The sequence below is a fragment of the Chryseobacterium sp. genome (genome assembly GCF_041914225.1).
GTDB lineage: Bacteria > Bacteroidota > Bacteroidia > Flavobacteriales > Weeksellaceae > Chryseobacterium.
In genome coordinates, this window is record NZ_JAYSDT010000009.1 from 100,805 (window position 1) to 114,049 (window position 13,245).

The 13,245-nt window shown below is 38.8% G+C and carries 8 protein-coding genes and 1 pseudogene; 6 read left to right on the plus strand and 3 right to left on the minus strand.

All coding sequences use genetic code 11. From position 1 onward, the window contains the following. Positions 1 to 126 precede the first annotated feature (126 nt). From ACE3RB_RS06600 to ACE3RB_RS06625, 6 genes and pseudogenes are all read left to right on the plus strand, one after another. Entirely contained in the window at positions 127 to 819 is a 693-nt protein-coding gene (locus tag ACE3RB_RS06600; protein ID WP_374463506.1) for a response regulator transcription factor, read from the plus strand. Further along, a complete protein-coding gene (locus ACE3RB_RS06605; protein ID WP_374463507.1) occupies positions 816 to 2,168 on the plus strand; it encodes a sensor histidine kinase in 1,353 nt (450 codons plus the stop codon). The genes ACE3RB_RS06600 and ACE3RB_RS06605 overlap by 4 nt, the downstream gene beginning before the upstream one ends. 79 nt (positions 2,169 to 2,247) lie before the next feature. Beyond that, entirely contained in the window at positions 2,248 to 3,639 is a 1,392-nt protein-coding gene (locus tag ACE3RB_RS06610; protein WP_374463508.1) for a TolC family protein, read from the plus strand. A 33-nt stretch (positions 3,640 to 3,672) separates the two neighbouring features. Then, a pseudogene (locus tag ACE3RB_RS06615) lies at positions 3,673 to 6,938 on the plus strand (efflux RND transporter permease subunit). Between the two features lie 27 nt (positions 6,939 to 6,965). After that, positions 6,966 to 8,072: an efflux RND transporter periplasmic adaptor subunit gene (locus ACE3RB_RS06620; RefSeq protein WP_374463509.1), complete on the plus strand. Its 1,107-nt coding sequence runs from the start codon at positions 6,966 to 6,968 to the stop codon at positions 8,070 to 8,072. 306 nt (positions 8,073 to 8,378) lie between these two features. Further along, positions 8,379 to 9,089 carry a C40 family peptidase gene (locus ACE3RB_RS06625; RefSeq protein WP_374463510.1) on the plus strand — a complete coding sequence of 237 codons (711 nt, stop codon included), beginning with the start codon at positions 8,379 to 8,381 and terminating at the stop codon, positions 9,087 to 9,089. 184 nt (positions 9,090 to 9,273) lie between these two features. On the opposite strand, the gene ACE3RB_RS06630 is transcribed toward ACE3RB_RS06625, so the two are convergent. The 3 genes from ACE3RB_RS06630 to ACE3RB_RS06640 all read right to left on the minus strand — a co-directional run bounded on the left by ACE3RB_RS06630 (position 9,274) and on the right by ACE3RB_RS06640 (position 13,221). Beyond that, positions 9,274 to 9,849 (minus strand): pentapeptide repeat-containing protein, encoded by a 576-nt coding sequence (locus ACE3RB_RS06630; RefSeq protein WP_374463511.1) that lies wholly within the window; start codon positions 9,847 to 9,849, stop codon positions 9,274 to 9,276. Between the two features lie 103 nt (positions 9,850 to 9,952). Beyond that, complete coding sequence (gene rodA / locus ACE3RB_RS06635; RefSeq protein WP_343686792.1) at positions 9,953 to 11,182, minus strand: rod shape-determining protein RodA; 1,230 nt, start codon at positions 11,180 to 11,182, stop codon at positions 9,953 to 9,955. Then, on the minus strand, positions 11,179 to 13,221 hold the full coding sequence (locus ACE3RB_RS06640) for a peptidoglycan D,D-transpeptidase FtsI family protein (RefSeq protein ID WP_374463512.1): 2,043 nt from the start codon (positions 13,219 to 13,221) through the stop codon (positions 11,179 to 11,181). Before ACE3RB_RS06640 ends, rodA begins: the two co-directional genes overlap by 4 nt. Positions 13,222 to 13,245 lie beyond the last annotated feature (24 nt).

The following is a 13,245-nucleotide window of genomic DNA, read 5'->3' on the forward strand; positions in this document are numbered from 1 at the left end:
AAGTTCCATATTAGTTTAAATTCCCCGTTTTCCGGGGAATTTTTTATTTAACCTAAAACACTCATAGACAAAGACTTCTATAACTTCAAATTTGATACAGAATTTAACTTTACCTTTGTTTTCGTTATGAAAATCCTGATCATAGAAGACAACCATGAACTTGCCCAAAGTATGAAATATTATCTTGAAGGCGAGAACTATATCTGTGAGTGCTCCCATCACTACAATGAAGCCCTGGAAAAACTCAGCTTCAATTCTTACGATTGCATTTTGCTGGATATAATGCTGCCTGACGGAAACGGATTAAACATTTTGAATTACATTAAAACCGAAAAAATCAGCAGCGGAATTCTTATTATTTCTGCAAAAAATGCATTGGATGATAAGATCAACGGACTGGAACGGGGTGCTGATGATTATATCACAAAACCTTTCCATTTACCGGAATTGCACGCCAGATTAAGAGCCGTTTACCGGAGAAAAAAAATGGATGGTTACAGTGAAGTCAAATTCAATGAGATCATTTTAAATACCGACACTTACGAAGTTATTATTAACGGGACAAGATTGGAAGTTACCCAGAAAGAATTTGAACTCTTGCTGTACTTTCTTGTCAACAAAAACCGTGTATTATCAAAACAGTCTATTGCCAATCATCTTTGGGGTGATTATACGGATAATCTAGCCAATTTTGATTTTGTTTATCAGCACGTTAAAAATCTAAGAAAAAAAATTGGTGCTGCACAGGGAAAAGATTACATTGAAACGATCTACGGATTAGGCTATAAGTTTAATGCTTTAAAATATAGTGGCTCATGAATTTATTGAATAAGATATCAGTCTGGTTTATCGCCATTGTATTGCTGGTTACCCCCGTAAGCATGTACATATCATATACCGGTATCAAAAAAAGACTGGATAACGTTGAGATTGAAAGGTTGAAAACTGTCAACAATTACGTTATTAATCAGCTCCGAAAAGGAGACCCCCCTGCAAAAACCTCACAGGGGCTGCCTATTACCGTAAGTTTATTCCAGGGTAAAAACATTCCTTCAGAACCACAAGTCATACACACCTGTCTTGAAGATCAGGGCGTTTCCAGAAATGAATGTAAAATCCAGATCAATTCTTTTGCAGACATCAACAGCAAGATTTATAAAATTTCTTCATACGCTTACATCACAGCCACAAAAGAAATAATGGGCGGAATGCTGATTGCCCTTTTCTGGAAGCTTTTATTAATCACAGCCGTTGTTTTTATCACAGCACGGATTCTGTCTAAATTTATATTAAAGCCCTTTCACCATGCAATTGACAGACTTCAGAAATTCAGCATTCAGAAAAAAGAAAGGCTTGACCTTTTACCCACAAGCACCAAAGAGTTTAAAAAATTAAATGAATTTCTGAAAACAATGACAGACAAAGCCCTGGAGGATTATGCTTCTGTCAAAGAATTTTCAGAAAATGCCTCACATGAAGTTCAGACCCCTTTAGCCATCATTCAAAGTAAAATTGAGCTGCTGGCAGAAACAGAGATCAATGAAAATCAAGCTGTCTTATTAACGGACATTCAAAACTCCATCGATAAATTAAGCAGAATAAACCGCTCATTAATTCTTCTTACCAAACTGAATAACAATGAGTTTCTCACCAACGAGGAATTAAAGTTCTGTCGTGTGGAAAGAGAAGCACTATGCATGTATTCCGATCATTTAGCCTTAAAAAATATTACATTACACAGAAATTGCGAAAAGAATGTTTTTATTAAGATCCACCCTACTTTAGCAGAAATTCTACTAAGCAATCTTCTTTCCAATGCCATTCGGCATAATCTTGAAGGGGGAAAAATTGAAATAAATTTAACCCAAAATTACTTTCAGATCAATAATACCGGTCTTCCTCCTCATGTTCCCACACAGGAACTATTTAAAAGGTTCAAGAAAAGTAATCAGTCACAGGAAAGCATTGGCCTGGGACTTTCCATTGTCAAGCAGATCTGTGAGGTAAATGATTTTGCTGTTCATTATGATTTTGCAGACGGATGGCACAGCATAACGGTATATTTTGACGGTAACAAACTGCACGGAACTTCAATTTCTGAAAAAATCTCAGCTGAAAATCCCATCGCATTTGAATCTGTAGAACAGATGGTAAATTTTTCTAAATAATTACCATCATCATTAATTTTTCAACTTCAAATTTGCTTCAAAATGTATTTTTTACTTTGAAAAAAGAAAAATACGTTAGATGCTTTCAAGAATTTTTATTCTCGCCTTATCATCCGTTTTTTTGGTCAACACAGCAAAAGCACAGAAGGTCCTCACCCTGCAATCTGCACTGGAAACTGCTGTTCATAATTACGGAACCATTAAAGCCAAAGAATCTTACCGGTTATCATCCCAGGAATCGATAGAGCTGGCAAAACGGCAATACCTGCCTAACCTGAATATCAGCCTGCAGCAGGATTATGGAACCGTCAACGGACAAAACGGTCCCCTGTATGGATTCGGAGGCTATGGAGAGGCTTCATCCGGACTTCCCCTCCCTGATCAAAACTGGAATGCTTCTTTCGGAGCTTTGTATCTGGCTAACGTCAACTGGGAATTTTTCGCTTTCGGAAAAGCCAGACAAAGAGTGAAAGTTGCCGAAACTAAAAATCAGAGAGATGCCAAAGATTTATCTGATGAAATCTTTCAGCACAAAATAAAAGTAACCGCCGCTTACCTGAATGTTTTAGCTGCAAAAAAATTAAAACTTTCATACGCCCGGAATCTGGGAAGGACTGATACCATCAGAAGAATCGTTGAGGTTAAAGAAAAAAACGGCCTCGTTCCCGGCGTAGATTTATCACTTGCAAAAGCAGATTACGCCAATGCAATGATCACTTACACCAAAGCAAAAGACAATGAACAGGAGCAGGAAAATAAACTTGCCCAGCTATTGGGAATTCCGGCTCAGGAATTTGTACTGGACAGTACTTTACTGAAAAGAATTCCGGCGGACTTCCCTACAGAAAAAAGCTCTTCTTTAGACAATCATCCTTTATTGGCTTTATACAAAAGCAGAATTGATGTAAGCGAGCAGGAAAAACAGTTCCTCAGGACACAGTATTATCCATCATTCTCTATGGTAGGTATCTTTCAGACAAGAGGTTCAGGATTCGGAAGCAACTATGCACAAAATCAGAATGACTATTCCTCCTCCTACTGGGACGGGATTCATCCTACAAGAAGCAACTACCTCTTTGGGATTGGCGTTTCCTGGAATTTCACACAAACCTACAGGCTCTCAAAGGAAATAAGCGCTCAGGATTATGTAAGCCAGGGATTAAAACATGAGTACGACCTCGCAGAGCAACAGTTAAAAGCCCAGCTGGATTTATCTGATAACAAGTGGAAAAACGCCATCCGGATTTATGACCAGGTTCCGGTTCAGCTCAAGTCAGCCAATGATGCCTATATCCAAAGGTCCGTTTTATATAAAAACGGACTGACAGATCTTGTGGATTTGTCTCAGGCTATTTACGCTCTGGTAAGAGCAGAAACCGACAGGGATATCGCCATCAGCAATGTATGGAATGCCTTACTGCTAAAAGCAGCGGCTATGGGAGATTTCTCTGTGTTTGAAAATGAACTGTAAGATTTAATATCAATTATAATCAATAGTATCTCAATGAACTTAATAAGATTTGCATTAAGAAAACCCATTACGATTTTAGTGATTGTTGCCGGTCTTTTTTTCTTTGGAATCCGGTCCGTGAACTCTATTAAAGTCGATATCTTTCCAAAACTGGATTTACCGGTAATCTATGTTTCCCACCCTTTCAGCGGATATACTCCTCAGCAGATGGAAGCATTTTTTGCCAAACAATATATTAACATTTTCCTATTTGTCAACGGAATCAAAAGTATTGAAACCAAAAATATTCAGGGACTGACATTAATGAAAATTAATTTCTATCCCGGAACCGATATGGCTCAGGCTGCGGCAGAATTGAATTCATTTTCCACCAGAATTCAGGCCGCTTTTCCACCGGGATCAAACCCTCCTTTTATCATTCGCTTTGATGCGTCCACACTTCCGGTGGGGCAGCTTGTTCTAAGCAGTGATAAAAGATCAAACAATGAACTGCTTGACCTCGCCAACGTTTATGTTCGTTCCACATTTACTTCAATTCCGGGAATTGTTTCATCACCTCCTTTCGGGGGAAATATCCGGACAGTGGTGATTAATGCCAATCCGGACTTGCTTCGTCAACATAATATGACGCCAGATCAGCTCGTAGAAGCACTGAGGCTGAACAATCAGACCGCGCCGTCAGGAAACGTAAGAATAGGTGATAAATACTATATCACCCCTACCAATACGATGATTAAAAATGTAAAAGATTTTGAAAATATCCCTCTCTATAAAGGCAGTGTTCAGAATCTATACTTAAGAGATGTTGCCACAGTAACCGACGGGGCAGATATGACCTCTGGCTATGCTCTGGTAAACGGACGCCGCTCGGTGTATCTGAGTATTGCTAAAAGTGCTGACGCCTCTACCTTGTGGTTCAGAATCTGAAAAAACAGTTGCCTCAGATTCAGTCCAACCTTCCGGATGATGTAAAGGTCAGCTTTGAATTTGACCAGTCTACCTATGTCATTAATTCTGTTAAGAGTTTATTGAGTGAAGGAACCATCGGAGCCATTCTCACCGGATTGATGGTTATATTATTCCTTGGAGATATCAGAGGGGCATTGATTGTAATTCTTACAATTCCGACCTCTATTATTTCAGCCGTTTTATTTTTAAGCCTTTTCGGCCAGACTATTAATATCATGACTTTAAGCGGGCTTGCCCTTGCCATTGGAATTCTCGTTGATGAAAGTACCGTTACCATAGAAAATATTCACCAGCATCTGGATATGGGGAAACCTAAATCTCTTGCCGTCTGGGATGCCTGTAAAGAAATTGCTTTTCCTAAACTCTTGATTCTATTCTGTATTCTGGCTGTTTTTGCTCCTGCATTTACTATGGGTGGAATTCCGGGATCATTATTCCTGCCTCTTGCATTGGCCATCGGTTTCAGCATGATTGTTTCTTACTTCCTTGCACAGACCTTTGTTCCTGTAATGGCTAACTGGATCATGAAAGTGAAACACCACAAAGCAAAAGACGGCCATGTTCTGACAGACTCTGAAGAACTGCAGCAAGCAGGATTAAGCGATGAAAATGATACATGGAGCCAGAAAGAAATCTTATTGCAAAGCGAAGACAGCAACCGTGACGGGAAAGTAAGCATGTTCGAAAAAATCCGGTTCCGTTACCTGAAGTTTTTAGACAGGATCATGCCCTACAGAAAAATACTGGTTTCTGCCTATATTATCCTGATGATGGCAATGGTAGCCTTATTGTTAAACAGTATCGGACGGGATGTTTTACCTCAGGTAAACGGAAGTCAGTTTCAGGTAAGAATGCGTATTCCGGACGGAACGAGAATTGAAAAAACCGAGCTGCAGACCTTAAAATTATTAGATGGTATTAAAGAAATTGTCGGAAAAGACAATGTTTCAATTACATCTGCATATGTAGGCACCCATCCTACTCTTTTTTCTGTAAGCCCTATTTATCTTTGGATGGCAGGTTCACATGAAACCGTTTTACAGGTGGGGCTAGATGAAGGTTACCATACCAATATGGATGATTTAAAAGATAAAATAAGAGAAAAAGCCAAAAGCATTAATCCTGACATGAAATTATCTTTTGAACCCATTGAACTGACAGAAAAAATTCTTAGCCAGGGATCTCCAACTCCTATTGAAGTAAGATTTTCAGGCAGGGATAAAAGTGTGAATGAAGCGTATGCCAAAAAAATAGAAGCTGAACTTAAAAAAATTCCGTATTTAAGAGATGTTCAGATAGGGCAGTCCATAAAATATCCCGCTCTTGACATCAATGTCGATCGCATTCGTGCGGCCCAGCTTGGTGTAGATATGTCAGATGTTTCCCGTTCATTGGTAGCATCCACCTCATCATCAAGATTTACCGAAAAAAATATCTGGACGGATGAAAAAGCAGGCTACAGTTATAATGTACAGGTTCAGATTCCTGAAAATAAAATGAACAGCAAAGAAGAAATTGCAGGAATTCCATTGCAGAAAAATTCAAACAGACCGAATCTGGGTGATGTAGCAACGATTAAAAATAGTTTCACATACGGTGAAACTGACAATCTGGGGGCAATGCCAACACTTACCGTTACAGCCAACCTTAATCATACCGATTTGGGAACTGCTTCAAAAGATGTTCAAAAAGTGATTGATAGCATAGGAGAGCTTCCAAGAGGACTCAATGTACAGCTGATTGGTTTAAGCCAGACTTTAAATGAGACCCTGAGCAGCTTACAAAGCAGTCTGATCATTGCTATTGTTGTAATATTTCTAATGCTTGCGGCCAACTTTCAGTCTTTCAAAGTTTCAGGAGTAGTATTGGTAACTGCACCGGCGGTTCTGGCAGGATCTTTAGCATTATTAATCATCAGCGGATCTACATTGAACCTTCAATCTTATATGGGAATCATTATGTCTGTAGGGGTTTCAATTTCAAATGCCGTACTGTTAATCACCAACGCAGAACAATTAAGAAAACATAATGGAAATGCTTTACTTTCCGCAAGAGAAGCCGCAGCCCTGAGACTTAGACCTATCGTGATGACTGCTTTGGCAATGGTTGTAGGGATGGTTCCAATGGCATTAGGGCTGGGAGAGGCCGGAGATCAGGTTTCACCATTGGGCAGAGCTGTCATAGGCGGTTTGGTAGCCTCTACATTTGCCGCCCTTTTTATTCTTCCGCTGGCATTTGCATGGGGGCAGGGAAAAGCTACTACTCAAAGTGTTTCCCTTGATCCTGAAGATGAGGAAAGCATTCACTTTATGCCTGAAATTGTTAAATAAATAACCTTAAGCTACTATAAATAAAATATGAACCGATTATATAAATATTTAATTCCGGCAATAGTTATTTTCAGCCTTCAAAGCTGTGGACATGCGGAAAAGAAAGAAACTAAAAAGTCCGCAGACTCCGCATCTCCGGAAATCGAAACTGTTAATCCCAGACAGGATGATTTTTCTTCATCCACCACAATTCCCGGAGAATTGCAGCCTTATCAGAAAGTGGATATCTATGCCAAAGTCAGCAGCTTTGTTAAAAAATTATATGTAGATGTTGGAAACGAAGTAAAGGCAGGTCAGTTACTGGCCACTTTAGAAGCTCCCGAGATCAGCTCCCAGCAGAGTGCTGCCTCTTCAGCTCTAAAATCAAAAGAAGCCCTGTATATTGCCAGCAAAGCAAAATATGACCGTTTAAAAGAGACGAGCAAAACTCCCGGAACCATTTCAGCTCTTGATCTGGAGCAGGCTTTAGCAGCACAGAAATCTGACCTGGCTCAACTGGAGGCTGCAAGAGCATCCTACCGGGAAGTTGCAGATGTTAAAAATTACCTGCAGATCAGGGCTCCGTTCAGTGGAAATATTGCAACAAGAAATGTAAGTACCGGAGCGTATGTAGGACCATCAGGGAAAGGCTCTGATCTTCCTATGTTCAGCCTTGTACAGCAGGACAGATTACGTCTGGTGGTTAATGTTCCTGAATCTTATACCGGACTGTTGAATAAAAATGGAGATATTAAGTTCTCCGTTCAATCTATTCCTGGAGAAACTTTCACCGCAAAAGTATCAAGATTTGCAGGAGCGCTGGACAGCAAATTACGTTCTCAGTGGGTAGAAATGGATGTTTATAACAAAGACAAAAGGCTTTTACCGGGAATGGTAGCCAATGTTATTCTTCCTTTAAGCGAAAACAGCAAATCCTTGTCAGTTCCTTCTTCTGCTGTACTTAATTCCACCCTTGGAGTATTTGTAATTAAAGTAGAAAAAAATACTGCCCATTGGATCCCTGTAACATCAGGAATTGCCAATGGTGAGACCACAACAATTATAGGACCTGTATCCCCAGGTGATGTAATTGTCAAGACTGCAACAGAAGAAATCCGTGATGGGCAGAATATTAGAATTAAAGCCCCTAAATAGGCTTATAGTCAAATATTTATTAACAAAATTTATACTTGCTTTTTTAGACTTATAAATTTAAAAAACAGGCTGATTCAGGGTAAACTGAAATAAGTTTGTTAAAGAATCTTAATAAAAAAAACCGCACACTGACCAAAAACAGGCTGTTGCGGTTTATTTTTCTTTAACATATGTAAATAATATGTTAAATAGTGTTAAAATAAGATCCTGATAATTATCATAACAGGGGTCTTTTGCTCGGAATCTCTACTTTTGTAATGCTTTTGAAAATAAATATTCCTTTTTAACACGGATAATCAAATATATATGAAGAAAAGAGTTTTGTTTTATTTAGTTGCTTTAGTCTCTACAGTTTCATTACAATCGTGTGCTACAAATTATGTGGTTTCAAAACCAGCAACTTACACAAAAGAATACAAAACAGATGCCAAACTAGCTTCTATAGATAACAAAAAAATGGAGCAGGATAAGCAAAAACTTATCGACTCTTTCCTTGCTGAAAAGGCGGCATCTATCGCCAACGCGAAAAAAGCAATTAAGAATTCTGAGATTGCAAAAGCAGTCAAACATAATAAAACCATTGATGGTATCCTTGAAGAAGCTGAAAGATACCTTGGGACTCCTTACAGATACGGAGGAACTACAAGAAACGGTATAGATTGTTCAGCTTTTGTTCTTTCCGTATTCGGGGCAGCAGCGGGTCTTAGCTTACCAAGAGTAGCAGCATCTCAGGCTCAGGAAGGAGAAAGAGTAGAAAGAGGAGAGCTACAGAAGGGAGATCTTATTTTCTTTTCTCATGGAAGAAGAATTTCTCACGTAGGTATTGTAGAAAGTGTTTCTGAAGATGGGGAGATCAAATTTATCCACGCAGCAACATCAAAAGGAGTAATGATTTCGTCACTTAATGATTCTTATTGGGGTCCTAAATTCAGATTTGCCAAGAGAGTAATCAACGAAGAAGGAGAAGCTTATAACAACCTTGCCGCTGTTACTCCAGCTACACCAGCAAATTTTTAATTTTATAAATAATTGATTTAAATAATGAAGCCATCAGAATTCTGATGGCTTTTTTATAGGTGATACTTTACAATAAGTTTAAGCTAAAGCTGAGAACATATGTTTAAAAGAAAAGGCGGGTTAAAAACCACTTCTATTGATTCAATATTATATTTATATGAACTCACCGAATAGTCATGAGTTCTCAACTGTTCTTATCAATTTCAATATCCAGTTTATACAATAGTCCATATATTTCAGACAGCGAAAATTTAGCTTTTTTAAGCCTGTTTAAAGCCGGATCTATAGAATAATTGACTGAAGTCCTGAAATCTGCTTTTTCGAGGTTTGTGCCATCAAAAACAGCGCCCGACAGATCGCAGTTACTGAAGACAGCATTGGATAAATCAGATTCAGTGAAATCCGCTTCAATTAATTTGGAATTCTTGAAAACTGTTTTCTTGACAGATGCCTGATAAAAAACTGAATTATTTAAAGCACAGCCATCAAATCTGAAAGATAACCCGAACGGATTACAATCATTAAACTGAAGCCCAAACATTTTACATTCTTTGAAAAGCACTTCGTGGAAAGATGTCTTAACAAGTTTTGCCATGCTGAGGTTACATTCAATAAATTCACAGTCTGTAAAACTGAACCCAGACAGATCCAGATATTCAAAGTTGCAGTTTCTGAAAGTACAGTTTTCGTACTCGCCTTTTTCTAACTGAGAACCGTCTGTATTTACGAAATCCTGATCGAGGATGTAAGCTTCTTTCATAAATTTAAATGATTTATAAAACGACAATATACTCCGCAATCTGCAGATTTACAAAACAGGTGGATCAAACTTTTTTGCGATTATACATCACTGCTGAAAAGAGTTATACCAAACTGTTTTTATCGGAATAATTAAGTTTAAAGAAAATAAAAGTCATCATTGAGAAAGCCAGTAAAGAACTTCCTCCATAACTGAAATACGGAAGAGGGATCCCAACCGTAGGGAAAAGTCCCATAACCATCCCTAAATTGATCGAAAAGTGCATAAGCAGGATCGAGGCAAAGCAATACCCGAAAACACGGTTAAACGTAGATTTCTGCTTCTCTGCCAGGTAATATATCCTGCCGATATAAACCATGTAGCATAAAATAAGAATTGCACTTCCCAAAAAGCCCCATTCCTCTCCTACTGTACAAAAGATATAATCGGTTTCCTGCTCCGGCACGAATTTACCCTGGGTAACGGAACCTTCACGGTATCCTTTTCCCCAAAGTCCACCAGATCCGATAGCTGTTTTAGAATAAAGCAGGTTGTATCCTGAAGTATCCCTGAACGCCTTTTCTCCTTTGTAAAGAACCTCAATTCTTTCTCTCTGGTGTTTAGGAAGTTTTTCTAAAATATAAGGAGACCCGAAAGCCAGACCGCACAGCAAAAGGACAGACCCTGCAATTCCTGAGATAGAAATCACATCCCATGACATTCTGTGGTAATTCATGGCAATCAGAACACCGGCAATGACTAAAACTGCCACCGCAACATAAACCGGAGGAACAGCCAGTGAAATCAGAAAAACGCCGGCAAAAATAAATCCTATCCCGAACAAAAGGCCGCTCAGCCCTTCTCTGTATAAAGCAATAAAGAATGCAATAAATACCAGCATGGAACCAACATCCGGGATGGCAAGAACAACCGCTGCCGGAATTCCTATAATCGCAAGAGCTGTCCAGAGTGATTTTTTATTTTTAAGATTAAAATCCGGACTTGAAACATAATTGGCCAGCATCAATGCCGTCCCGATTTTTGCAAACTCTACAGGCTGCATGGTAAAACTACCGAACTTATACCAGTTCTTCTGCCCGAGGATCTCTTTACCAAACGGAAAAAGTCCTATCAAAAGCAGGACACCTCCAATGTAAATAATCCCGGCCATATTCTCAAAGAACTTGCTTCTTCCCACGAATATGACAAGCCCCACAAACAGGGAGATACAAAAGAAAACCAATTGCTTTTCTCCCAGTTTCTGATCAACACTGTAGATATTTGCAATCGCAAAAATGCAAAGCAGGAAATACAGCCCAAGGCCCAGTTTATCTATTCCTTCCGTCCATTTCATTGCTTCACAGTTTTTTTAGCAGTGTTATTTTTTTTAGCTTCTTCTATTTTCTTTTGCAGCTTTGCTTTTTGTTGTTTTACCAACTCAAGGCTATCCTTGATTCTTTTTTGTTTAATAGAATCAGGTTTAGGGTCAACATATAAACCTTTACGCTTCAGGTCTGCAATCCATTGCCTTTTATACTCAGGCATGAAACTCGAGGTGATCATTTTTTTGTAAAGATTTTCTCTTTTTAAATCACCGGTAATATATTTTTCAGCAATCACCGTACAAGCCGGACCCGCCCATGTAGCACCGAATCCTGCGTGCTCCATTACTGCCACTACAACAATTTTAGGTTTTTCTGCAGGAGCAATCAATACAAAAATTGAGTTATCTTTTCCTTGGGGCACCTGTGCAGTACCTGTTTTAGCTAGCTGTGTAAAATCATTGGATTTCAAACCACGGGCTGTACCTCTCAAAACCACGGCCTCCATTCCTTTCAGAACCGGTTCGAAATGTTTTGGATCTACAAGTGTTTTATGTTTTACTTTGAACCTTGGATCAGGGTTTGGCTTTCCGTCAATTGCTTTTACGATATGAGGAGTGTAATACCATCCTCTGTTGGCAATTGCCGCCACATAATTGGCCAGCTGAATAGATGTTACCAAAACATCTCCCTGCCCCATCCCGTTATAAATAGCACCGGTTGACATTTCATCCCAGTTTTTGAAATCAGTTCTCTGGGAACCGCTGGCTTTCATGATCGCTTTAAATCTTCTTTCGTAAAAATCTCCTGAAGGGATTCTGCCTCTTGCCCCAACAGCAAAATCATTATTTAAAAATTCTCCAACTCCGAAACTGCTCATGATCTTTTTCCATTCATCAACACCTTTTGATGGATTTCCCGGGTATTTTTTGATAATTGCAATAAATGCATAAGTAAAGAAACAGTTACTGGAAACCTGAATAGAAGGAATAAGCGGATCTGCTCCACCATGACCTTTGATTCTTTTACCTTTATAGAAGAATCCGCCGCCGCAAGGGAAAATGGTTTTTTCATCCATTACTCCCATCTGCATTGCCGCTAAAGCAGTCAACAGTTTAAAAGTGGATCCTGGAGGATATCCTGCCTGTAATGCACGGTCAAAAGTGGGCTTATTTTCATAAAGTGTATCTTTTGACAGAGCATATAAGTTTTTGGATTTGTTGGGTCCGGTAAAAAGATTCGGATCGATATCCGGACCGGTTGCAGAAACCAGTACTTCCCCGTTATTAGGGTCCAAGGCTACAATTGCACCGTGTTTATTGACCAGCATTTCTTCAGCTGTTCTCTGAAGGTCATAATCAATGGTTAATGTAATATCTTTACCTGTAATAACGTCTTTATCCAGAGCACCATTTTTATAGGATCCAATATTTCGGAGCCTGATATCTTTCTGAATATATTTTACTCCTTTTACTCCACGAAGTTCTTTTTCATAGGATTTTTCAACACCGGTTTTCCCGATGAAGTCTCCCGGTAAATAATAAGTAGAATCTTTTTTAATATCTCTTTCATTTACCTCACTCGTATACCCAAGAAGGCTCCCGGATGTGGATACTTCATATTGACGCTGGGGTCTTGATACGATATTAAATGCGGGATATTTAAAAATAATTTCCTGAACTCTTGCAATATCTTCTCTGCTGAGGTCTTTAATAAAAGTCATCGGCGTCAGCTTAGAATAATATTTCTCCTTTTTGATAGCATTGATTTTATTGATAAAATCCTGTTTTGTAATTTTCATTAAACTACAAAATGCCAAAGTATCAAAATCAGGTTTCATCAAAGCCTGCGTAAACGAAATTTCATAAGCAGGCTGGTTACCGACCATGATTTTACCATTTCTGTCAAAAATAACTCCACGTTGTGGAATAACATATTCTGTTTTAATGGAGGTATTGGCAGCATTCAGGGCATAACGGTCTGTAAACAGCTGCAAATACGCAAGCCTCGCCACAAAAATAAGGGCGATGACAACAAGAATGGAAAAAATTTTTAAATAACGTGTGTTCAAACTTTTTGTTTGATTTTAAATATT